19 protein-coding genes are annotated in these 23310 nt (G+C 42.7%); 15 read left to right on the top strand and 4 right to left on the bottom strand.

All coding sequences use genetic code 11. The features are described from left to right. Positions 1-63: 63 nt before the first annotated feature. Positions 64-1383, top strand: a complete 1320-nt coding sequence (locus T541_RS0111545; protein ID WP_026652882.1) for an aspartate kinase — start codon at positions 64-66, stop codon at positions 1381-1383. A gap of 98 nt (positions 1384-1481) precedes the next feature. On the opposite strand, the gene T541_RS0111540 is transcribed toward T541_RS0111545, so the two are convergent. Then, complete coding sequence (locus tag T541_RS0111540; protein WP_026652881.1) at positions 1482-2291, bottom strand: hypothetical protein; 810 nt, start codon at positions 2289-2291, stop codon at positions 1482-1484. Positions 2292-2535: 244 nt separating this feature from the next. Here T541_RS0111540 and T541_RS0111535 point away from each other — a divergent pair, with 244 nt between their 5' ends. The 5 genes from T541_RS0111535 to T541_RS0111515 all read left to right on the top strand — a co-directional run bounded on the left by T541_RS0111535 (position 2536) and on the right by T541_RS0111515 (position 9996). Continuing rightward, a complete protein-coding gene (locus T541_RS0111535; RefSeq protein WP_034466936.1) occupies positions 2536-3042 on the top strand; it encodes a DUF6106 family protein in 507 nt (168 codons plus the stop codon). 49 nt (positions 3043-3091) lie between these two features. Further along, positions 3092-4549, top strand: coding sequence for an IMP dehydrogenase (gene guaB / locus T541_RS0111530; RefSeq protein WP_026652879.1), 1458 nt, complete (start codon positions 3092-3094; stop codon positions 4547-4549). Between the two features lie 28 nt (positions 4550-4577). Further along, the gene (locus T541_RS0111525) at positions 4578-7301 is read left to right on the top strand and encodes a putative bifunctional diguanylate cyclase/phosphodiesterase (protein ID WP_242840776.1); all 2724 of its coding nucleotides are present in this window, start codon (positions 4578-4580) and stop codon (positions 7299-7301) included. Positions 7302-7399: 98 nt separating this feature from the next. After that, the gene (locus T541_RS0111520; RefSeq protein ID WP_051538218.1) at positions 7400-9106 is read left to right on the top strand and encodes a glutamine--tRNA ligase/YqeY domain fusion protein; all 1707 of its coding nucleotides are present in this window, start codon (positions 7400-7402) and stop codon (positions 9104-9106) included. Positions 9107-9138: 32 nt separating this feature from the next. Then, positions 9139-9996, top strand: coding sequence for a DUF2225 domain-containing protein (locus tag T541_RS0111515; RefSeq protein WP_026652876.1), 858 nt, complete (start codon positions 9139-9141; stop codon positions 9994-9996). A gap of 83 nt (positions 9997-10079) precedes the next feature. Here the strand turns inward: T541_RS0111515 and T541_RS19470 are convergent, their stop codons facing one another. Beyond that, positions 10080-10379, bottom strand: coding sequence for a hypothetical protein (locus T541_RS19470; RefSeq protein WP_051538217.1), 300 nt, complete (start codon positions 10377-10379; stop codon positions 10080-10082). Between the two features lie 209 nt (positions 10380-10588). On the opposite strand from T541_RS19470, the gene T541_RS20750 reads away from it, so the two are divergent. The 6 genes from T541_RS20750 to T541_RS19460 all read left to right on the top strand — a co-directional run bounded on the left by T541_RS20750 (position 10589) and on the right by T541_RS19460 (position 16374). Continuing rightward, entirely contained in the window at positions 10589-11197 is a 609-nt protein-coding gene (locus T541_RS20750) for a TetR/AcrR family transcriptional regulator (protein ID WP_051538216.1), read from the top strand. 10 nt (positions 11198-11207) lie between these two features. Then, on the top strand, positions 11208-12146 hold the full coding sequence (locus T541_RS0111500; protein ID WP_026652875.1) for a carbohydrate kinase family protein: 939 nt from the start codon (positions 11208-11210) through the stop codon (positions 12144-12146). Positions 12147-12344: 198 nt separating this feature from the next. Next, the gene (gene malQ, locus T541_RS0111495; RefSeq protein WP_026652874.1) at positions 12345-13865 is read left to right on the top strand and encodes a 4-alpha-glucanotransferase; all 1521 of its coding nucleotides are present in this window, start codon (positions 12345-12347) and stop codon (positions 13863-13865) included. A gap of 20 nt (positions 13866-13885) precedes the next feature. Continuing rightward, on the top strand, positions 13886-14917 hold the full coding sequence (locus T541_RS0111490) for a LacI family DNA-binding transcriptional regulator (protein ID WP_026652873.1): 1032 nt from the start codon (positions 13886-13888) through the stop codon (positions 14915-14917). Positions 14918-15028: 111 nt separating this feature from the next. Continuing rightward, the gene (locus T541_RS0111485; RefSeq protein WP_026652872.1) at positions 15029-15580 is read left to right on the top strand and encodes a DJ-1 family glyoxalase III; all 552 of its coding nucleotides are present in this window, start codon (positions 15029-15031) and stop codon (positions 15578-15580) included. Positions 15581-15837: 257 nt separating this feature from the next. After that, a complete protein-coding gene (locus T541_RS19460) occupies positions 15838-16374 on the top strand; it encodes a CYTH domain-containing protein (protein ID WP_034466931.1) in 537 nt (178 codons plus the stop codon). 514 nt (positions 16375-16888) lie between these two features. Here T541_RS19460 and T541_RS20745 read toward each other — a convergent pair. Then, positions 16889-17665, bottom strand: coding sequence for a hypothetical protein (locus T541_RS20745; RefSeq protein WP_051538215.1), 777 nt, complete (start codon positions 17663-17665; stop codon positions 16889-16891). An 868-nt stretch (positions 17666-18533) separates the two neighbouring features. Here T541_RS20745 and T541_RS0111465 point away from each other — a divergent pair. Next, a complete protein-coding gene (locus T541_RS0111465) occupies positions 18534-19016 on the top strand; it encodes a hypothetical protein (RefSeq protein WP_026652871.1) in 483 nt (160 codons plus the stop codon). 238 nt (positions 19017-19254) lie between these two features. After that, positions 19255-20784, top strand: a complete 1530-nt coding sequence (gene tig, locus T541_RS0111460) for a trigger factor (protein ID WP_026652870.1) — start codon at positions 19255-19257, stop codon at positions 20782-20784. A gap of 699 nt (positions 20785-21483) precedes the next feature. Here the strand turns inward: tig and T541_RS0111455 are convergent. Then, the gene (locus tag T541_RS0111455; RefSeq protein ID WP_034466927.1) at positions 21484-22350 is read right to left on the bottom strand and encodes a glycoside hydrolase family 43 protein; all 867 of its coding nucleotides are present in this window, start codon (positions 22348-22350) and stop codon (positions 21484-21486) included. Between the two features lie 62 nt (positions 22351-22412). On the opposite strand from T541_RS0111455, the gene T541_RS0111450 reads away from it, so the two are divergent. After that, the gene (locus T541_RS0111450; protein ID WP_026652868.1) at positions 22413-23273 is read left to right on the top strand and encodes an AraC family transcriptional regulator; all 861 of its coding nucleotides are present in this window, start codon (positions 22413-22415) and stop codon (positions 23271-23273) included. Positions 23274-23310 lie beyond the last annotated feature (37 nt).

The raw sequence follows: 23310 nt of genomic DNA, 5'->3' as shown, positions 1-23310 counted from the left end.
CCTGCTGATCAGACAATAATATGATTTTATAAATAATATTATGATTATCGAGGAAAAGAAATTATGAAAAAGGTAGTTAAATTCGGCGGTAGCTCACTTGCCAGCGCAGAGCAGTTCAAGAAGGTTGGCGAAATCATCAAGGCAGATCCTGACAGAGTATATGTTGTTCCTTCTGCTCCTGGAAAAAGAAATTCCAAGGACACCAAGGTTACTGACATGCTCTACAAAACCTACGCCCTTGCTGAGGCAGGAAAAGATTTCTCCAAGCAGCTTGCTGATATCAAGGCAAGATATGATGAGATCATCAAGGGACTTTCCCTTAAGCTTAGCCTTGCCGATGAGTTTAAGACAATCGAGAAGAACTTTAAGATAAAGGCAGGAAGCGACTACGCAGCCAGCCGTGGAGAATACTTAAACGGTATCATCATGGCAGCATACCTTGGCTATGAGTTCATCGATTCTGCTACAGTTGTATCTTTTGACAAGAACGGTGAGTTTGATGCAGAGAAGACCAACAAGCAGATGGCCAAGAAGCTTGAGAAAACTCCAAAGGCTGTAATCCCTGGATTCTACGGAGCATATTCCGATGGCAAGATCAAGACCTTCTCAAGAGGTGGTTCTGACATCACAGGCTCCATCGTTTCAAGAGCTATCAAGGCTGATGTTTACGAGAACTGGACAGATGTATCAGGATTCCTTGTTGCAGATCCTCGTATCATCGAGAAGCCACCACACATTGAAACTATCACATATACAGAGCTTCGAGAGCTTGCCTACATGGGAGCTTCAGTTCTTCATGAGGATGCTATCTTCCCTGTTCGTAAGGAAGGTATCCCGATCAATATCAGAAACACCAACAAGCCAGAGGATCCTGGTACTTGGATCGTAGAGTCTACAGCTAAGAAGTCCAAGTTCGTTATCACAGGTATCGCAGGTAAGAAGGGCTTCTGCTGCGTGAACATCCTTAAGGATCAGATGAACTCTGAGGTAGGATTTATGCGTAAGGTTCTTCAGGCCTTCGAGGATCAGGATATCTCAATCGAGCACGTTCCTTCTGGAATCGATACTATGACTGTATTTGTTCAGCAGGATGAGTTCATTGAGAAGGAGCAGTCAGTTGTATCTGAGATCCACAGACTTGCTCATCCAGATATGCTTGAGATTGAGTCAGACCTGGCACTTATCGCAGTTGTAGGTCGTGGCATGAAGTCAACCCGTGGTACAGCGGGCCGTATCTTCTCAGCCCTTGCTCATGCTTCAGTCAATGTCCGCATGATCGATCAGGGTTCTTCCGAGCTTAACATCATCATCGGTGTTGAGACTCGTGACTTTGAAAAGGCCATCAGAGCTATCTACGATATCTTTGTAACAACAGCAATCTGATGATTTAGAGGCTGCCTGGTATTCCGGGTAGCCTTTTTTGTGGCAAAGAAAAAGCACGTACCATATTCAAAATGGTACGTGCTTTATTGATGTCTATTTTACTGCTCCAGCATGAATTCTATGAACTTAAGGCACATGTCAGTGCGCTGTGTTGTCTGAATGATGCCGATGATAGGAGCATCTGTTGCTTCATAGGCGTGGGCCCCTGAAAGAACCTTGGAAGTAGTCTGATCTACGCGGATACCTACAGGAATTGGCTTATCCATGTTCTCGATTGGAACATCAGGATAAACGCCTGTCTTGTACTGCTCAGCAGCCATGGCTGCGTAGTGGTTGTCCTTGTCATACTCTCCTGTAGAGAGGAAGGTCTGATATGCATCTGAATCAAGGTAATCCAGGAAGGACTGATCTACATATACAAGCTGGTCGCTGTATTTGGACAGCTGCTCCTCTGAAAGAACTGTAGTCAGATCAATGAAGGTCTGCATATTAGCGTAGTAGTAAAAGGCTGAAGTATCGCCCATGATAACATCCAGCTCTCCTGCAGAGATGTTAGCCATGATCTTCTGTACAGTAACCATGGTCATCTGGTCAACGGTCTGAGGATTGTAGCTTGAAGACATATCGATGTTACATTCATAGGAGCTGGTGTCCATCTGTGAATATTCTTCAAAGGACTTCTCGACATCCTCCTGTGAAAAAGAAGCACTGCTGTTGATGACCATAGCGTAGAAGCCTGTTGGCTTAGCTGCTGCAATATCGTGGATAAGTACGCTTATAAGAATGATCACTGCTATTGCCACAACAACATGAATCTTGTAGTATTCCCAAAAATAATCCCAGTGTGCTTTAAAACCCTGGCCCTTAAGTTTCTTCCTTTGTTCCCTTATTTCCTCATGTACTGACATTTAAAAATCCTCTTTTCTATATAATAATTAACAGAAAAATAATACTTTTTTATTGTTAAAACATATATAATAATGCTAGGGTACTTTCGCATTGTTTAAATGATAGAATTTTGGTCTGAGAGTGTCAACAGAATTCACAAAAAAGTCTTGAAAGACCAATTGAAATAATATAAGATAGTCGATAAAATGGCACTGAGGTGTTTTTTCCTCATCCAAGACTATTTCAGGAGGATAGATTTCAGACATGGCCAGCGATAACAACTACGTAGAATGCCTTGTTGCTAGTAAGGCTTCCCCGGTAATTACATTACTCAAGTACATTACCTTGATACTAGCTATTTTTTCTTTTTTAGCCTTTATCCTTATTGGCTTTATCGGACTTATCTTTTTAGTACTATTTGGAGTTGCTTATTATTTCCTATCACTTAATGCGAATATCGAATTTGAGTATCAGTACTGTGACAGAGAGATCACTGTAGACAAGATCCTCAACAAATCTAAGCGCAAGAACGTTGGTAAATATGACGTGGCTAAGATCGAGGTCATGGCACCTTCAAGATCTTATCATCTCGATGAGTACAAGAATAAGACCCTTAAGGTTCTTGATTACTCAGCAAGGGAGAAGAACCCACAGCCAGATCCAACTTATACAATTATATATGATGGCAAGGAAAAGTTGATTCTTGAGCCTGACAGCGACCTTGTTGCTGCAATCAAGAATGTTGCACCAAGAAAGGTGTTCACTGATTAAAGATCAGTTCACATAACAACAAGATTTTAGGGAAGAATGGAGTTTGAAGATGGGACAGATTATCGGCGAAGGAATTACTTTTGATGACGTGCTTTTGGTACCTGCTTATTCACAGGTTATACCAAACCAGGTGGATGTAGGAACTTATCTTACACGTAAGATCAGACTTAACATTCCTATGATGAGTGCAGGAATGGACACAGTAACAGAGCATAGAATGGCAATTGCCATGGCTAGACAGGGTGGTATCGGTATCATCCACAAGAACATGTCAATCGAAGCTCAGGCAGAAGAAGTTGACAAGGTTAAGAGATCAGAGAACGGCGTTATTACTGATCCATTTTCACTTTCACCAGAGCACACACTTGCAGATGCAGATTCTCTCATGGCTAAGTTCCGTATTTCAGGCGTGCCTATCACAGAGGGAAGAAAGCTTGTAGGTATCATCACTAACCGTGATCTTAAATTTGAAACAGATTTTTCCAAGAAGATAAAAGAGGTAATGACATCTGAGAACCTTGTTACAGCTAAGGTTGGCATTACCTTAGAGGAAGCTAAGAAGATCCTTGCAGCATCCAAGAAGGAGAAGCTTCCAATCGTTGATGACGACTATAATCTTGCAGGACTTATTACTATTAAGGATATTGAGAAGACTATCAAATATCCTCTTTCAGCCAAGGACGACCAGGGAAGACTTCTCTGCGGCGCAGGCGTTGGTATTTCTGCTAACTGCCTCGACAGAGTTGCAGCCCTTGTAGATGCTAAGGTTGATGTTATCGTACTTGATTCAGCTCATGGACATTCTGAGAACGTTCTTAAGTGCCTTAGAATGATCAAGGAGCACTACCCAGATCTTCAGGTAGTAGCTGGTAACTGTGCTACAGGCGCTGCTACTAAGGACCTTATCGAGGCTGGTGCTGATGCTGTTAAGGTAGGTATCGGACCTGGTTCTATCTGTACAACACGTGTTGTTGCAGGTATCGGTGTTCCTCAGATCTCAGCAGTTATGGACTGCTATGAAGTTGCTAAGGGATACGGTATTCCTATCATCGCTGATGGTGGTATCAAGTATTCAGGAGATATTACAAAGGCCATCGCTGCAGGTGCTAACCTTGTAATGATGGGATCAATGTTTGCTGGCTGTGATGAAGCTCCAGGAGAGTTCGAGCTTTATCAGGGCAGAAAGTATAAAGTATATCGTGGAATGGGATCTATTTCAGCTATGGAGAATGGCTCAAAGGATCGTTATTTCCAGGAAGATGCCAAGAAGCTTGTTCCTGAAGGTGTCGAGGGTCGTGTAGCCTATAAGGGAACAGTAGAAGACACAGTATTCCAGTTAATCGGCGGACTTCGTTCAGGTATGGGATATTGCGGTTGCGGTTCTATTGAAGAACTCAAGGAAAACGGCAGATTTATTAAGATGACATCAGCAGCTCTTCGTGAGTCACATCCTCATGACATCCAGATTACTAAGGAAGCGCCTAACTATAGCGTAGACGATCACTAATTTTCTACATTTTTCTTGAGGGGGAAAATTGCAGGAGAAAGTTACTGGAGCGGAACTTGAGATGACCACAAAAGTGGGCTCTTTAGGTGAACCAAAAGGAGCTCTTGGTAAGTTTGCGCCAAAACACTCTGAGCAGATGCAGTCCTGGCAGGACAGATTCTGCGAGATGGCTGGTGTTTATGCTCTGTGTCTTGACGACGTGGGAACACCACTGACTCAGTTCTCCGGCAATCCTCATGAAGTTCAGATTATCAAGAAGTACGTCACTGACGTACGTATCCATAATATATTCAAAAGAGTCTCTGAGAGCGATTTGGAGGATCAGGCTGTAGAAATTACAGAGATCCCCAATCTTCGCCTTGGGGCAGTAGCTGTTAAGAATAACGGCGAGACCAACGCGGTGTGGATTGTCTGCGGCATCTTTGTAAATGCAGACTATGACGAGGAATTCTTCCACGAACCACCGCTTAACTCATTCCAATATGAAATTTCCGAATCCAAATTTTATAAGACCTTAGATATACTAAGGGAGACCCTTAATGTCCTAATCCAGGTGGAGGCATCAAGGTCTGAAGCTGTTGCCATAAGTGAAGAAAGCAGACAGCAAAAGCTTGAGATGACCACATCCTTCCACAGGGCAGAGACCATGACAGAGATAGTATCTTTCCTTGATAGTAACGAGGCTATTGAGACCATCATGGTGGACATCCTGTCTAAGCTTTGTAATTATCTGCAGATAAGTAACGCCTTTACCTGCAGGATTCATCACGATACCCTGATGGACATCATAGTTCAGTGGACTGTTCCAGGTCTTACCAAGATGTTCACGGACACCACAGACCAGGATGTATGCTGGTTCCTTGGAAGTGATAAGGCTGTTGTTATTTCCAGTGACACCCAGATGAATGCCGGCGAGCGTGAGCAGCTTGATACCTTTGGCATCAAAGCTCTTGTTTCCATGCCTATTATCATAAACGGCGCCCCAAGATTCTACGCATGTCTTACAGAAACCAAGGAAAGCAGAATCTGGTCCATTGATGATATTAAGTTCATCAACGACGCCATCAGAATTCTTCAGAGTATTATCACTAAGAGAATACAGACCAATTCACTGGCTAGCTCTTTTGCCTCATTGGAAGCGGTCCTTGATAATGTGGGAAGTAGTATCTATGTAAGAGACATTGGCACCGGAGTTCTTCTCTTTGCAAATAGGAGCTTTAAGAAGCACTTCAGTAGAGAGCTGGCAGAGAATAAGCTGATAGAGCTCTTTGAATCCAACATTCCATCAAGGTCTCACTCCGGTAACTACGAGGTTTATCAGAAGGCCAGAGAGAAGTGGTACGACGTATACTACACCAGGATTAAGTGGGTCGACGGAAGACCGGTTTCACTGTGCGCTATTTATGATGTAACGGAAAAGAAATTGTATCAAAAGAGAATTGAGCAGCAGGCCTATACTGACTTCCTTACAGGCCTATACAACAGAATGTGCTGCGAAAAGGATCTGGCTAGATACGTGGATCAGGCAAGACAGACCGGCGGCCATGGAGCCCTTATGTACCTTGACCTTGACGACTTTAAGCATATCAACGACAGCTTGGGCCACCAGTACGGAGACGTGCTGCTTCAGGATATTTCCAAGGCTGTCAGCAATATAGAGGGAATCAACAATTCCTGCTATCGTATGGGCGGCGATGAATTTGTCATCATCGTTCCTCCAGAGAGCTATGAAAGACTTGATAAGATCATGGAGGATATCAAGAACGCATTTGCAACACCTTGGTATCTGAAGGACAGCGACTACTACTGCACTATGAGTATGGGTGTAGTTAAGTTTCCTGACCATGGCGACAATGTTTCAGAGCTTATCAGAAAATCTGACGTGGCCATGTACGAGGCCAAGAAGTCAGGTAAGAACAGGATCGCGGAGTACTCCGATAATATTGATTCTTCCTCAATCCACAGACTGGACCTTGAGAAGAACATGTACGATGCCATTGGAAAGAGCTGTGAAGAGTTTGAAGTTTACTTCCAGCCAATTATCCAGACAGCTCCTGCTAAGGGCAAAGGTAAGGTTAAGCACATCGGCGCAGAGGCCCTTGTCAGATGGAACAGCAGTAAGCTTGGCTTCCTTAACCCTGACGAGTTCGTGCCACTGGCTGAGTACCTGGGCCTTATCACACCTATCGGTAACCACGTTCTTAAGAAGGCCTGTCAGTGCCTTAGACAGTGGAATGAATCCGGCATGGGAGAATTTGCTATCAGCGTTAACTTCTCCGTTGTACAGATAATGCAGAATGACATTGTGGATTATATAAAGAGCTGTATCGAAGAGAACAACATTGATCCTCACAGCATAATAATTGAGCTGACAGAGCGTCTTGCCATCAATGATCTGGCAAGGACCAAGCAGACTCTTTTGGATATCAAGGCCCTTGGCGTAAGGCTTGCACTGGATGACTTTGGAACAGGCTATAGTGCGCTTAGCAGTATCAGAGCCCTTCCTTTTGATATCATCAAGATCGATCAGAACTTTGCCCAGGATATTGATAAGAGCGAGTTCAACAGAGCCTTTGTTAAGACCATGTCTGATCTTGCCAAGACCATTGGCGCAGAGGTTTGCGTAGAAGGAATTGAGACCAAGGAACAGCTTGAAGCTCTGAAAGGCCTGGGTGCAACCTACATTCAGGGATACTATTACGATAAGCCCCTCAGGAGAGCGGCTTTTGAAGAAAAATATGTTTATAAGTGAACACTTCTTCGAGTTATGGTATAATATGATATCGAGTTGTTCTATGCCTATTTATAGGTACAATTCTATAATTTATAGAAAGTTGGTTTTTCACAGAAATGGCAGAAGAAGTTATTAAGAATGTAAATGAAAATGCAGAGGGAGACAACACTCCTTCAAGACACTTTATTGAGCAGGCTATTGATAAGGACCTGGCAGAGGGTGTGTACGACCACGTTTGCACACGTTTCCCACCTGAGCCAAACGGTTTTTTACATATTGGACATGCCAAGAGTATTCTTCTTAACTATGGAATGGCTAAGGAATATAACGGTAAGTTCAACATGAGATTTGATGACACCAATCCTACAAAGGAGAAGGCCGAGTTCATGGACTCAATCATTGAGGATGTGAAGTGGCTTGGTGCAGATTATGAGGATCGTCTTTTCCATGCATCAGATTATTTCGATGAGATGTATGAGGACGCAGTTAAGCTTATCAAGAAGGGTAAGGCCTATGTTTCAGAGCTCTCAGCTGAGGAGATGCGTGAGTACAGAGGAACACTTACAGAACCTGGTAAGGATGATCCTAACAGAAACAGAAGCGTAGAAGAGAACTTAAAGCTCTTTGAGGATATGAAGAATGGCAAGTTCGAGGACGGAGCTGTTACACTTCGTGCCAAGATCGACATGGCTTCACCTAATATCAACATGAGAGACCCTATCATTTACAGGGTTGCTCACATGACACACGCTAGAACAGGCGATAAGTGGTGCATCTATCCTATGTACGACTTCGCTCATCCTATCGAGGATGCCATCGAGGGAATCACACATTCTCTTTGCACCCTTGAGTTCGAGGACCACAGACCACTTTACGACTGGGTTAAGGAGGAGTGCGAATACAAGAACCCTCCACGCCAGATCGAGTTTGCTAAGCTTTACCTTAACAACGTTGTTACTGGTAAAAGATATATCAAGAGACTTGTAGAGGACGGCATCGTTGATGGATGGGATGATCCAAGACTTGTAACTATCGCTTCTCTCCGTAGACGCGGATTTACACCAGAGTCTATTAAGATGTTCGTTGATATGTGCGGTATTTCAAAGGCTAACTCAACTGCTGAGTATGCAATGCTTGAGTACTGCATCAGAGAAGATCTTAAGCTTAAGGCTAAGAGAATGATGGCAATCCTTGATCCTGTTAAGCTCGTAATTGATAACTATCCAGAGGGCGAGACAGAGTATCTTGATATCGAGAACAACAAGGAAGTTCCTGAGATGGGAAGCCGTAAGATCCCATTTGGCAGAGAGCTTTACATTGAGAGAGAAGACTTCATGGAGAATCCTCCTAAGAAGTACTTCAGACTCTTCCCTGGCAACGAAGTAAGACTTATGAACGCTTACTTTGTAACATGTACAGGAGTTGTTAAGGATGACAACGGCGAGATCACCGAGATCCACTGCACATACGACCCAGAGACCAAGGGCGGAGACAGCGCAGATGGAAGAAAGGTAAAGGGAACAATCCACTGGGTTGCTGCCAAGGAGGCAGTTACAGCAGAGGTTCGCTTATACGAGAACATCATTGATGAGGAGAAGGGTGTTTACAATGAGGATGGATCACTTAACCTCAATCCTAACTCTATCACAGTGATCAAGAATGCTAAGCTTGAACCAGAACTTGGCAAGGCACAGCCTTACGATAAGTTCCAGTTTGTAAGAAATGGATTCTTTAGCGTAGATAGCAAGGATTCCAAACCTGACGCACCTGTGTTTAACAGAATAGTTTCACTTAAGAGTTCTTTTGTGCTTCCTAAAAACTAAGCTTTGACTACACAAAGAAAAGAGGTATAGGGATGGCTGGTATTTTTTCTGGACTTGAAAAACTTGGACTTGGTAACATTGGCGGCGGAGATCTTTTTGAGGATCCCAAGAAAAAGGAAACTGTTGTTAAGAAGGAGGAGCCTGTTAAGAAACTTTCCTTGGTAAACGAGGAGGATTTCCTTTTTGACAAGAAGTATGCCTGTCCTGTCTGTGAAAGTTCTTTTGAGGTTAAGACCGTAAGAACCGGTAAGGTAAGGATGAAGAATGTTGATCTTGATCTTAGACCGGATTATTCCGAGGTGGATCAGAACAAGTACGATGTAATTGCCTGCCCAGAGTGTGGCTATGCGGCTCTTGGAAGATATTTCACAACTCTGAACAAGTATCAGATTGAGGATATCAGAAGTAAGATCTGCATGAACTACAAGAAGCAGGAATACCATGAACCAACCTATAACTATGAATATGCCAGAAACCTTTATCAGCTGGCGCTTGCCAATGCTGTTGTTAAAAAAGCTAAGAACAGTGAGAAGGCTTACATCTGCCTTAAGACAGCCTGGGTAATCAGAGGCGAGACACAGCGCCTTGACCCTTCTGCAGACGATTACGATGCTAAGAAGGAAGCTAACGATGCTCAGGAGAGAGATCTTTTAACCAACGCCCTTAACGGCTTTGTAATGGCCAGACAGTCTGAGGAATTCCCTATTGCGGGAATGGACTCCACCACACTGGATTACCTCATTGCAGCTCTTGCCTATGAGACAGACCAGTACGACGTGGCAGGTAAGATGATCTCAGAGCTTCTTACTTCCAGAACAGCCAACAGCCGTATCAAGGATAAGGCTCGTTTCTTAAAGGAGCTTATGGCTGAGAAGAATAGCGGGCAGTAATATAGATTTTTAGAATAAAAGAAAACAATAAAAAGCCCCGGTGATCAGTGATCATCGGGGTTAATTATTTCTGTGTTATTCGATTATTTATCTTCGTCGTTGAAGAATTCTTCGGAAGATGCAGGCTTTGGCTCAGATTCCTTAGCTGGAGCTTCGTTATCCTCACCAGTCTTAATATCTACATATTTCCTTGAGCCAAACTTAACATCAGCTGAACTCTCGAACTCATCATCTTCGAAATCGTCGAAGTCATCAAAGTCATCATCAAAGCTGTCTGCAATCTCGGCATCACGTTTAGTTAAATAATAGTACGCACCTGCTGCGGCTGCTCCTACAGCAGCACAAAATAATACGAATTTTCCTATTCCACTACCCTTGGACATACCAAGCCCTCCTATTCGAACGATACCTTAATTCTAATACAATTTAGATATTCTGAAAAGTGTATTGTATTAAAATTTAATAAATAACGGTAAATCGTTTGAAGTGGTATGGTAGAAATGATATATTAATTCTAGACTGGCATGGTCAATTGGCGGTTGTTATAATGGATAGGTAACCACCAACTTACTAATCTTGTGGAGCTTAAGACATGAATGAGAAGTTTTTCGACCAAAAAAAAGAAAAGCAAGCTAGAATGATCAATGCCGCGTTAAAGGTCTTTTCTGAGTATGGTTATTATCATGCCAGCACAGATGAAATAGTTAAAAATGCGGGGATCAGTAAGGGACTGTTGTTTCACTACTTCAACAGCAAGCTGGGACTGTATTCATTTCTCTATGATTACGCTACACGTGTAGTGACATTGGAACTTACCCAGAATGTTGAAAAGAATGAAACCGGATACTTTGAACTTCGCAAGCAGATCTACACTGCTAAGATCAATGCCCTTTCCCAGTATCCATATATCTTTTTATTCCTTAAGAAGGCTGAGACTGAGGATCATCCTGAGGCGCTGGCTGAGATTGAGGACAGGAGAGACAGATATAACAGAATCATAAGTACATTGTTAGAAAGAGCTGACATCACCGGATTTAATTCCAAGGCAGACTATGAGAAGGTAGGAAATATCCTGGATTACACCTTTGATGGTCTTATGGAAAAGAATATAAAGAGCGACCCATTTAGAGCTGACTTCTTTTTGGAGGAAGCCCTTGAATATGTAGACATGATAAAGGATGTTACATACGAGGAACAATAAGGAGGCTAATATGAGTAAGTTCTTGGTAGCTGGTGTTACACAAATTGAGACTATCGTCAGAGTAGACAAGATTCCCGTAAGCTATGCACCACTTACTAGCGTAAATGATTCCATTTTTACAGCTATGGGCGGAGATGCTTACAACGAGTCCCTGGCTCTTAAGTGGCTGGGCGATGACGTGACCTTCATGTCCATCGTTGGACGCAATCAGGATCTTAGTCTTATCAATCCGCCAGACCGTAAGATTACTCTTTCCACCGAATACATCATTCCTCAGATGAAGGAAACTCCTACTGAGGTAGTTCTTTATGATAAGGACAGAAAGCAGCAGATCTTTGAAGATATCAAGGATCTTCGTGAGAATGTCTATGACATGTCTATGGTTGCTCCAATCGCAGAGAGCTGCGACATGATGGTGCTTGCCAACGCTAACTTCTGCAGACCTTTTGCTAAAGAGGCTGCTGCCCGCAAGAAACCTATCGCAGTTAATATCAGAACCTATAACAGAGAAAAAGAAAAATATAATACTGATTTCTTAGAGCCAGCCAAGGTTCTTTACTTTAGTGATGATAACCTTGGAGAGGATCCGTACGAATTCATTGATCGTATGTCCGCAACCTATGGCACTGAGATAATCATCCTTGGACAGGGTAGTGAAGGACTTATCCTCTTTGATAAGACTCAGAACCTGAGAGTTCACTACAAAACCGTTAAAACCAATGAGGTTGTTAACACCATTGGTGCTGGTAACGCCCTGTTCGCCTGCTTCCTCCATTACTACATGGAGACAGGAGATAGCGTTAATGCCATCAAGAATGCGCTTCTGTTCGCATCCTACAAGATCGGTTACATGGGAACATCAAATGGTTTCATGACACCAGATCAGCTGGAACAGTGGAGAAACTTAATCTGGGGTATCAAGAAAAACGAATTCACTACAGGGGCATAAATGCTAATTTAATTTGTGACAACCTAGGAGGATCGGCCCGAAATGGTCGATCCTCTTTTTATATGGTAAAAGAACTATAACTTGAAAAAATACATAGAAACGTGTAAAGTAGAGTTATGGAAACGTTACCGGTAATTTTGAATTTGTTCCGGAACATTCACATTCAAGTATTATTTTTTCAGATTGAGAGGGATTAAAATGGCAAAGACACAGAAAAGTAAAAGAGCTTGTGGAGTGCTTCTACCTATTTTTTCATTGTCATCAAAGTATGGAATAGGATCTTTTTCCAAGGAGGCTTATGACTTTGTGGATTTCCTTGAAAAGACCGGGCAGAGCTACTGGCAGATATTACCATTAGGACCAACAAGCTATGGAGATTCTCCATATCAGTCTTTTTCAACATTTGCTGGAAACCCATATTTTATAGATATCGACGCACTTATCGGTGAGGGACTCCTTAGTAAGGCAGACCCTGATAAGTACGACTTTGGCGGAACTGAAGAGTATATTGACTACGAGAGAATGTATCGTCATCGTTTCGACCTTCTTAAGAAGGCCTATGATAATATCGGTAAGAGCAAGAATTCCAAGACCATAATCAAGGAATTTGAGGCCTTTAAGAAGTCCAGAAACAACGACTGGCTCTTTGATTATGCTCTTTTCATGGCTCTTAAGAACGACAACGGCGGAAGAGCCTGGAATACATGGGAAGAGGGCATTAGATTACGTAAAAAAGATGCCATGGCTAAAGCTAAAGAGAAGTACAAGGAGGAGATAGATTTTTATAGCTTCCTTCAGTATCTCTTTGCTAAGCAGTGGATGGCACTTAAGGAATATGCCAACAAGAGGGGCATAGATATCATCGGAGATATCCCAATCTATGTTGCCTTTGATAGCGCTGATACCTGGGCTAATCCAGAACTGTTCCAGCTTGATAAGAACAATGTACCTATCGACGTGGCTGGATGCCCACCAGATGCCTTTAGTGCAACAGGTCAGCTCTGGGGCAATCCTCTTTACCGCTGGGATTACCACAAGAAGACAGGATATAAGTGGTGGATGAAGCGAATCGCTCACTGCTACAGACTTTACGATGTAGTAAGAATCGACCATTTCAGAGGCTTTGATGAGTACTATGCAATTCCTTATGGCAATCCAACAGCTGAGATTGGCGAGTGGAGAAAGGGCCCAGGAATTGAACTCTTTGACACAATGAAGAAAGAGCTGGGCGAGAAGAGAGTCATCGCTGAGGACCTTGGATTCCTTACACCATCAGTAATTAAGCTGGTTCAGAGAACTGGTTATCCAGGAATGAAGATCCTTCAGTTTGCTTTTGATTCAAGAGAAGAGAGCGATTATCTGCCTCATAACTATACTAAGAACTGTATCGTTTATACTGGAACCCATGACAATGCCACAACAAGAGGATGGTTCAATGATATCCCAAGACAGGACCGCAAGTTCTGTAAGGAGTATCTTGGCATCAGATACAGCAAAGAGGCAGTATGGGCTATGATCAGAGCTGCCTTTGCCAGCGTTTCAGATACAGTTATTATCCCTATGCAGGATTACCTTGAGCTTCCAGGCAATGCAAGGATCAACACTCCTTCTACCCTCGGCGGCAACTGGGTATGGCGCATGAAGAAGGATGCTCTCTCAGAAGAACTTGCCCAAAAGATGCTGGACTATGCTAGGATATACAAGAGACTTTCAAAATAATAAAAGCGTAGGTTGTTATTATGGCAGGTATAACAATTAAAGAAATAGCCAAAAGATGCGGTGTTGGAGTCAGCACCGTATCCAGGGCTTTAAATGATCACTCAGATATCAATCCTGAGACTAAGAAAAGGATTATGGCCGTCATCGAGGAGACAGGCTATATTCCCAATAACAGCGCAAGAAACCTTAAGAGAATAGATGCCAAGTGCATAGCAGTGCTGGTAAAGGGTATTACTAACCCCTTCTTCTCACCTATGATCGAGGTGGTTGAACAGGCCACTGAGGAAAAGGGCTATGCTCTTGTACTTAGACACGTTGAAGCCTATGAAGACGAGGTGGACGTTGCTCTTGAGCTGGAAAAAGAGAAACGACTTCGCGGAATCATATTCATGGGCGGAAGTGCCATGCATTCAGCAGATAAGATCAAGAAGCTCAATGTACCGGTTGTTTTTGCCACTATCGGTTCTGATATTTCTGATAATCTCAGTAGGAACTCCTATTCAACAGTATCAGTGGATGATGCCCTTGAAAGCCGCAAGATGGTGGAGTATCTCATTGGCCTTGGCCACAAGAAGATCGCCATCCTTACTGAGGGTAATGATAACCCTTCAGTTGTTCAGCAAAGACTTCAGGGATATCTTCAGGCCCTTAAGGACAATGGAATCGAGCCTAATGAGAAGCTTATCCGCTTTGTAGACAGGCGCATTTATTCCATGCGTAACGGTTATGACACCACCAGAGCCCTTATCAAGTCCGGTGAGAAGTTCACAGCCATTTACTGCATTTCCGACGTGCTTGCCATCGGTGCCCTTCGTGCCCTGGCAGATGCAGGCCTTAGAGTTCCTCAGGACGTAAGCGTTGCCGGATTCGACGGACAGGAGATGGCGGATTTTTGCATTCCTCGTCTTACCACCATTAAGCAGCCTCTTGATGAGATTTCTAAGGAGACTATGAGACTTATCTTTGACATTATCGAGGGAGAGAGTCATCATAGACATATAGTATTCCCTGGAGAACTTATTGTTGGGGAATCTACCAAAGAGATCAGATAATAAAACTATTAGAAATCATTAGATGTTATAATGGTACTGTTCGAGGTTTACAGACTTTGGACAGTATCATTTTTTTGACTTAATAATTCAGCGATTTACCAAGGAGGAAGTATGGCAAAAACAGCGATTTTTTTGGCAGATGGATTTGAGGAGATAGAGGCTCTTACAGTTGTGGACCTTTTAAGACGCGCTGGCATAGAGATCACCATGGCATCAATCATGGGAAGAAAGAGTGTCACTGGATCACACAACATTACCGTGGAAAGTGATGCCCTTTTGGAGGATGTGGACTTTGACGGAATTGATATGATCATTCTTCCAGGTGGCCAGCCAGGAACCAGGAATCTTGGGGCTTGCGATAAGCTTAAAGATCAGATTAGTTCTTTTAACCAGAAGGGCAAGATGCTGGCAGCTATCTGCGCAGCACCTACTGTATACGGCAAGATGGGAATCCTTGATGGTAAAAAAGCTTGCTGCTATCCGGGATGCGAAGTGGACTTAGGCAGTGCAGATGTGCAGACCACTGAGGTTACTAAGGACGGCAACTTTATCACAAGCCGTGGCATGGGAACAGCTATTCCATTTGGGCTTGCTATTATTGAGCACTTCCAGGGTAAGGAAGCGGCAGATGAAATGGCTGCAAAAATCGTATATAATAAATAATGTATTTGATGAGGGTGTCAGGTATGGCACCCTTATTTAGATATAGGAAATTTCTCCGAAATTCCTATATCATAAAAAACGCTCCGCTATGGATGCACACTACTGTGTATGACATTTCACTAGGCTCGAAAAAACCTCGCCAAGTGATCTGCACATCGCGCGATAGGTAAATGTTGCATAAATGCAACCGCGCTCGGCGCGAGCATGTTGCAAGCAACATGCTTTCTAGTTTCAGATTCTATTATTCAGGGGGATTTATGGGAGTAGAGATTGAGAGAAAGTTTACAATAAAGAGCCTTCCGGAGGGGCTTGAGAGATTTCCTTGCCACAGGATTGAGCAGGGCTATCTTAATGTTTCTCCAGCTGTCCGCGTGAGACGTGAGGATGACTCTTATTACATGACCTATAAGGGCAACAGAAACGCAGATGGAATCGGCCAGACCGAGTACAACATGCCTCTGGATGCTAAGAGCTACGGACATTTAATTGCCAAGGCAGATGGCAACGTAATCTCTAAGAGGAGATACCTTATTCCTCTCAACGATGATAGTTTTACCAAGGAGTTCCTGAGAGACCATCCTGATGTTGCAGATATGATACGAAACGGTGACATGAAGATTGAACTGGATGTATTTGAAGGCGTTTATAGAGGCAGAGTTCTTGCAGAAGTAGAATTTCCTAGTAAAGAGATAGCTCTTTTGTACAATCCTGCCAGCTGGTTCAGGGACGACGTTTCCGGAGATCAGAGATATAGCAACGCCTACATGAGTACTGAGAAAATTGTTTTGGCGTAAAACCATATTTTATAATTATTGATTGGAAAAGAGATTATTACCCACAGCAACATTATATGTATTGGGCAAGAAAGGCGATTATCGCAAATTTACCCAGGGCATCAGCGTATGTATTGGGCAAGAATGAGGAATTATATATATTTACCCGTGATAGTAGTGAATGCGTTGGGCAAAAGTGTCGATTTTTTAGGATTTGCCCGTGGCACCAATGTATAACTCGGGCAAGAATAGTAATTATTGTTTTTTTACCCATGATACCAACACATAACTTGGGCAAGAATGCCGATTATTATATATTTACCCATGACATCAGCTCATGACTCGGGTAAGAATTGAAAATATTGCCTTTTTGCCCAAGACACCAACTCATTCCTTGGGCAAGAATGCCGATTATTGCTAGTTTACCCAAGACACCAATCCATACCCTGGGCAAGATTAGTGGTTATTTCAAATTTACCCAAGATGACCGACAACATCAGACCGAAGACAAATATTATGACAGGTAAATCCTACTTCAAGTGAGATACTGCTCAATTATCTGAGACACCTTGATAGGATAAAAAGGATTCTTGGGGTCTTCATAGGTTGCAATGAAGTTGATGCTTGGTATGTAGCCGGCTCTTAAATATCTATTGAGCTTGTACAAGCAATTATTCTCAATATATTTTGGATCATCCATCTTTCCAAAGTGTTCCCAAATATAGATTTGACCGGTCCTTTTGTTTTTGACTGTGAAGTCAGGGTAAAAGAAATCGCTTCCTACCGCAAGTTTCTTCTCATAAATATAAGGAACCTTGGATCTGAATAGTTCATCAGCTATCATAGCTTCTGACTTTGAGCGAACCATATCTCCTTTGAGGGTCTGAATTATCAAGTGCTCAGGGTGCTTGGTACATTCGTCGTCATCGGTTGCCCACTCATCAATTTCATCAGCATATTCAGGGACATCTAGCAAGAATGACCTCAGCTCAGGATGTTTCCTGATAATATCGTCAGGATCCTTGGGACTCCTGGATAGAAATAAGTCCAGCGCTCGAATTTCCTTTTTGTAAGCAGATATTTTGTCTTCATAATATCGCTTGGTGCAGAGACTCTTTATGAGATCTTTTTCTGCAGCTGGGATATAGCTCCGGTTCATGTTGGTCAAATTGAAGAATTTGTATGAAGTACCATTCTTGCTAAAAGAAATCTTGCCTTCGAGAAATTCCCTCTTATTAAATTGTTCTTCCAAAGCACGAAGCTGTACAACAAGCCTCTGCTTTTCCTTTAATGCAATGTCACTAATAAACATTAAAATCCCTTTTCTGTTAAATTGTATTAGAGTTGAAATCTGACAAGAATTATGTCGATAAGAAAATATCAAGAATTCGAAAGATTTCGCGATGACAACAATAACATGCTTTTTTGGAATTGTAAAGAGATAAGGGCAAGCTCTAGTATTTATGCGGATTTGCCTATGTTATAGGGGCGGATGGATGTTTTGTTTGAAATTACCCGTGATAGAGGAGTGGCTTTTGGGTAAGAAGGATGTTTTGTTTAAAAATACCCATGATTGTGGAGCGGCTTTTGGGTAAGATGATTGTTTTGCGTGAAGTTACCCAAGGAAGGGGAGTGTGGTTTGGGCAAAATCGGTTTAAAAAATGATATTACCCAAGACAGAGGCATGATTCATGGGCAAGATGGGCAGAGAATACATTTTTACCCATAGCAACATGATTTTGCCTGGGTAATATGGCCAATTGTTTAGAATTTGCCCAAGAGTGCTAAAAAACAATCCATTATGAGACATTCAGAAAAACGTTAGCATAAAGAATCAAAGAGAATCCCCAAATTACGGCAACAAATATATCAATATAACTTCAAAACCCAAATCACAAATTCATCGAGGAAAAGGCTTGGTAATCTCTTTTTGTTTGTGAACCAAAAGAAATAATATTACATTTTCACAAAAATACATATATTAATATTTCATACATATTAAAATATCTGCTATGGATAAAAAAGAGGGTCTGGAAAATACAGATTTAGTCCAGTAACAGGATTACTATATGATTTAGCTGGTAGGGTAGCACCACAAAAAATACAAAAAATATTACAAGATCCATGGATACAAAAAGCGATGAATAAAGGACTGAATTATTTAGGAGAGGAACCATATTATGGACATTAAAGATATTAGATGCACAAAAGACATGAAAACAAAGATTTATAAACTCGAAGAATCAGATTTTAAGATAAGTGGAAATAGAGAAAAGATTTGGCCTGATTTTTACGAAGAGAAGGGATTTATATTATTTGGTGAGAAAATGACATTTACAGATTCTGACGTAAAGAGAATAGTAAGGGCTAATTATGATATGGCTGGATTTGAATCTAGTTTTAGTGAGTTTAATATTGGCGATTATTTTGATGTTGAGAATCCTGAGGAAGCTTTAAGAATTGCACTTATTATCTCAGAAATATGGGGATGTAAACTAAGAAATATGTTTCCTTGCTATGCCTTCAGAATCATTATTGCTATTGAAGATGAGGACGTAAATCTAAGGTATTATAGACATCGCGATGGCGAGATGGAACTATTTGGCGATGATGATATTGAGGATAGAGACGGATTTGCAGCTATAAGATATGTTGATCCTTAATACAAATATAATCTGCAACGTTAAAAAAGAGAACGGAGTTCTATAATGCGGAATAATGTGTTCATATCTGGTTATAATATGCTTTCAAAATTGAATACGTAAATTGAAAAAAAGATGGAAATATTTAAGCCACTATGATATAATCTGAAAGCGATTGTGCCTAAATAGGCAACTAAAGAGCTGCGACTATATTATGGTGGCTCTTTACATAAATTTTTTTAGGAGGAATCATTAAGAAATGAGCGTAACAGTAGAGAAGCTTGAGAACAGCATGGCTAAGCTTAAAATCGTTGTTTCTGCAGAGCAGCTTGAGAAGGCTATCCAGAAGGCTTATGACAAGAATAAGAACAAGATCCAGATTCCTGGATTCCGTAAGGGTAAGGCTCCTCGTAAGATGATCGAGCAGATGTATGGTAAGGGAGTATTCTATGAGGATGCTGCCAACGAACTTATCGAGGAAGAGTATCCTAAGGCAGTTGAGGAGTGCGGCGAGGACGTTGTATCTTCTCCTAAGATTGATGTAGAACAGCTTGAGGCTGGTAAGGACTTCATTTTCACAGCAGAAGTTGCTCTTAAGCCTCCAGTAAAGCTTGGTAAGTACAAGGGTGTTGAGGTAGCTAAGATGGATCTCGACGTAACAGACGAGGAAGTTGATGCTGAGATCGACAGACAGAGAAATACTAACGCTAGAACTGTAGACGTTACAGATAGAGCAGTTGAGATGAACGATATCGTTACTCTTGACTTCGAGGGATTTGTTGATGGTGTTGCTTTCCAGGGCGGCAAGGGAACAGATTATCCTCTTACAATCGGTTCAGGTGCTTTCATTCCTGGATTCGAGGAGCAGCTTGTTGGATTTGAGATCGGCAAGGAAGGCGACGTTAACGTAACATTCCCTGAGGATTATCAGGCAGACGAGCTCGCTGGTAAGGCTGCAACATTCAAGTGCACAGTTAAGGCTATCAAGGCTAAAGAGCTTCCTGAGCTCAACGATGAGTTCGCTAGCGATGTATCAGAGTTCGATACACTTGCTGAGTACAAGGAAGATGTTAAGAAGAAGCTTGCTGACAAGAAGGCTACAGAGCAGAAGGCTCAGAGAGAAGATGAAGTTGTTAAGGCTGTCATCGAGGATTCAGACATGGAGCTTCCTGAGGCTATGGTTGAGACTCAGCAGAGACAGATCGTTAATGACTTTGCACAGAGACTTCAGATGCAGGGCATGAACATGGATCAGTACCTTCAGTACACAGGTTCAAGCGTAGACAAGATGCTTGAGCAGGTTAAGCCACAGGCTATCGAGAGAATTCAGGCTAGACTCGTTCTTGAAGAGGTTGCTAAGGCTGAGAAGATCGAAGTTTCTGACGAAGAGTTCGAGGAAGAGCTTAAGAAGATGGCTGAGCAGTACAGAATGGACCTTGATAAGCTTAAGGGACTTATGTCTGAGACTGAGCAGAAGACTATGCGTGATGACCTTAAGGTTCAGAAGGCTGCAGATTTCCTTGTAGAGAACGTTAAGGAGACAGCTAAGAAGGCTGCTGTTAAGAAGACAACAACTAAGAAGGCAGCTGCTGCAGACGCAGAGGAGAAGCCAGCTAAGAAGACAACTACTAGAAAGACAACAACAAAGAAGGCTGCTGCAGACGCAGAAGAGAAGCCAGCTAAGAAGACAACTGCTAAGAAGACAACAACTAAGAAGGCAGCTGCAGCTGACGGAGAAGAGAAGCCAAAGAGAACAACTCGTAAGAAGAAGACAGAGGAAGAGGCTTAATTCTCACTCACATAGAATTATTAAGGGACTTGCAAATGCAAGTCCCTTTTTTGTGGTGTTAAGGCAATGCGAGGGGAAGCCCCCACAGTTTCTATTTTGCGGTGGTTCGCTCGCTGTAATTTAAGGCTTTCCAAAAGGTGCTTCTAAATCCTGCGAATTAAAACTCGATTTGGCTTTTGATTTTTAAAGGCAGGGTGTTTTAATACTCGCGAATATAGGCAATAAAAGTGCCATTTTCTAATGCTCCCATGGCAGACTTTCCCGCGCATGCGAACGATTGTCTGAAGCAGGGCGTAAGGATTATATTACATGGCAAGAGCGCAAAGCGCTCGTTACGGCAAAAAATAAACGAGATTTCCAAGCTCACAGAGTTTGGAAATTCTCGTTTATTATTTTGCCTATGGAGCAAAGCTCCAATTGCCATGTAATATAAATCCGCCCTGCAAGTCTTTTCGTGCAGCATGCGCATTGAAAGAAAGGCTGCGGGAGCATCTGAGAAAATGTGCACCTTTTTTGTAACGAGCGAGATTAAAAGCACCTGCCTTAAAAATCTAAAAGCCAAACCTCAGACAGTTAATTCGCAAGCAGGATTTCTGAAGCACTTTTGAAAAGCTCTTAAATTACAAGCTCGGCTCTTACACCGCAAAATAGAAACTGTGGGGGCTTCCCCTCGATTGTTATAGTCGCCAAAAGGGAACATCATTTGCAAAGGCCTTCTTCACTTAGTGGAATTAGTACGGGGTGTTCCTCGGGTGTCTTATTTGGCTGGTGAAGGACCAGGTAGAGGTGGCCTTCATAGTCTTTGAAGAGCATGCCGTGGCCGCCGTCCTTGTCGAAGAGGGGCATTTCGTCGATGGTCCAGTTGCCGGTGATGTCGCCGTTATCGGAGTGGGCAATGCCTTCAGCGTAGTTGCCTTCTGAGAAGCTGGCCCAGAGCATTATGAGGGATCCGTCGGGCAGGCGGTGCATGAAGGGGCCGTCAGTTACGTAGACAGGGCCTTCGAAGAGACGATGCTTAATTGGAGAAACCCAGGGCTTTGCCATGGAGGCCTTAAATAGCGTTCTGGGTGTGGAGATAGCTCTTTTTAAATCTGAGGAAAGCTCTACAGCGCAGATCTCGCCGTCCTGAAGGTCAACCCATTCGTGGCTAAATACCATGTAGGGCTTGCCAGCCTTATCCACATAGAAGGTGCCATCAAGGCAGTTCCACTCATCAGGAGTGATCTTGCCTTCGCTGTGAAGGCGGTAGGGACCAAGGGGGGTGTCGGCCTTAAGAATCATGGTACCCTTCATGTCCTTGGCTTCTGAATTGAAGGTTGCGAACATATAAAATGCGCCTTGATATTCATGGACCTCGGGAGCCCAGTAGTTCTTGTCAGCCCAGAAGTCATCGGGCTTGTGGAAAACTTCAAAGGGGCCATCCCAGGTCTTTAGATCACTGCTGACATAGCCATCAAAGCCATCGGCCTTACCCCAGCAGGTCCTAGCTCTTGTGCCGAACAGATAGTATTTGCCGTCATAGGGAAGAATAAAAGGATCTCTTACATTGATTTCAGTTAACTCCATTGTGGTCATACCCCCTGATATACTGTAGAATATATACATTAGCATAAGCTATGGGGGATCAAATGTATACTTCAATTTACAGAGAAAAGTTTGACGGTTTTGCAATCGGGAGAGTTGAAAGAGACCAGGACTTTACTTCCAAGCTTGGTTTCTATCACAATGAATATCAGATTCAGTACATCTTCAAGGGGGAGAGATTCTTTTTTGTTGATGGCAGATGCTATCGCCTTTCTGAGGGGTGCATTGCCATAATCGACAAGTCTCTTATCGCCAAGACCTGCATCATTGGCGGACATTTCCACGACAGACTTCTTATAGAGATTGAGGAAAAGAGCTTTAGGCCTATAGCGGAGCTGTTTGGCATCGATATAGGTGAGTTCTTCCATAAGCACCACGGTGTCTACCAGGTTGGGGATAACGAGGTTATGATGCGCATTCTTTCTGACATTGAAAATGGTGTTCTAAAGGACAAATCGGGGACAAGAGAAGGAAAGCTTAAGAACTATATTCTCCAGATCATGCTTGAGCAGGAGAAGTGGGATAAGAAAAAGACTGTTAAGTTCAACGACGAGGGTGTTAAGTCCCATATCGATAAGCAGAAGAGAGTTCATCAGGTGGCAGACTACATCGCCAAGAACTACGCCACAATTGAATCCGTGGATGCTCTTGCAAAGAAGTTCTACATGAGTAAGTCATACTTGTGCAGGATTTTCAAAGAAGTCACTAACTTCACTATCTCAGAATATATCAATCTTTACCGCATAGCAGCCAGCAAGGAATACCTTATGAATGAGGATATGTCCATGGCAGAGATTGCTAACAGGCTGGGCTACGACAGCCTCACTTACTTTGAAAGGGTCTTCAAGAAGCAGATGGCAGTAACTCCTCTCCAGTATCGCAAGACACTGACCAGACATAGATAGCTCTTTTGCCAGACAAGAGCTGAAATGCATGGAAACT

Source organism: Butyrivibrio proteoclasticus P6B7 (genome assembly GCF_000622085.1).
Lineage (GTDB): Bacteria > Bacillota > Clostridia > Lachnospirales > Lachnospiraceae > Butyrivibrio > Butyrivibrio proteoclasticus_A.
This window is presented reverse-complemented; position numbering and strand designations above follow the sequence as displayed.

Excerpts from the sequence above, each read along its gene's own strand:
- T541_RS20750 (WP_051538216.1), top strand. The coding sequence starts at position 10,589 with ATGAATGAGAAGTTTTTCGACCAAAAAAAAGAAAAGCAAGCTAGAATG.
- T541_RS0111515 (WP_026652876.1), top strand. The coding sequence starts at position 9,139 with ATGGCTGGTATTTTTTCTGGACTTGAAAAACTTGGACTTGGTAACATT.
- malQ (WP_026652874.1), top strand. The coding sequence starts at position 12,345 with ATGGCAAAGACACAGAAAAGTAAAAGAGCTTGTGGAGTGCTTCTACCT.
- T541_RS0111540 (WP_026652881.1), bottom strand. The coding sequence starts at position 2,291 with ATGTCAGTACATGAGGAAATAAGGGAACAAAGGAAGAAACTTAAGGGC.
- guaB (WP_026652879.1), top strand. The coding sequence starts at position 3,092 with ATGGGACAGATTATCGGCGAAGGAATTACTTTTGATGACGTGCTTTTG.
- T541_RS0111535 (WP_034466936.1), top strand. The coding sequence starts at position 2,536 with ATGGCCAGCGATAACAACTACGTAGAATGCCTTGTTGCTAGTAAGGCT.
- T541_RS0111520 (WP_051538218.1), top strand. The coding sequence starts at position 7,400 with ATGGCAGAAGAAGTTATTAAGAATGTAAATGAAAATGCAGAGGGAGAC.
- T541_RS19460 (WP_034466931.1), top strand. The coding sequence starts at position 15,838 with ATGGGAGTAGAGATTGAGAGAAAGTTTACAATAAAGAGCCTTCCGGAG.
- T541_RS0111485 (WP_026652872.1), top strand. The coding sequence starts at position 15,029 with ATGGCAAAAACAGCGATTTTTTTGGCAGATGGATTTGAGGAGATAGAG.
- T541_RS0111455 (WP_034466927.1), bottom strand. The coding sequence starts at position 22,350 with ATGGAGTTAACTGAAATCAATGTAAGAGATCCTTTTATTCTTCCCTAT.
- tig (WP_026652870.1), top strand. The coding sequence starts at position 19,255 with ATGAGCGTAACAGTAGAGAAGCTTGAGAACAGCATGGCTAAGCTTAAA.
- T541_RS0111545 (WP_026652882.1), top strand. The coding sequence starts at position 64 with ATGAAAAAGGTAGTTAAATTCGGCGGTAGCTCACTTGCCAGCGCAGAG.
- T541_RS0111500 (WP_026652875.1), top strand. The coding sequence starts at position 11,208 with ATGAGTAAGTTCTTGGTAGCTGGTGTTACACAAATTGAGACTATCGTC.
- T541_RS0111450 (WP_026652868.1), top strand. The coding sequence starts at position 22,413 with ATGTATACTTCAATTTACAGAGAAAAGTTTGACGGTTTTGCAATCGGG.
- T541_RS0111465 (WP_026652871.1), top strand. The coding sequence starts at position 18,534 with ATGGACATTAAAGATATTAGATGCACAAAAGACATGAAAACAAAGATT.
- T541_RS0111490 (WP_026652873.1), top strand. The coding sequence starts at position 13,886 with ATGGCAGGTATAACAATTAAAGAAATAGCCAAAAGATGCGGTGTTGGA.
- T541_RS19470 (WP_051538217.1), bottom strand. The coding sequence starts at position 10,379 with ATGTCCAAGGGTAGTGGAATAGGAAAATTCGTATTATTTTGTGCTGCT.
- T541_RS20745 (WP_051538215.1), bottom strand. The coding sequence starts at position 17,665 with ATGTTTATTAGTGACATTGCATTAAAGGAAAAGCAGAGGCTTGTTGTA.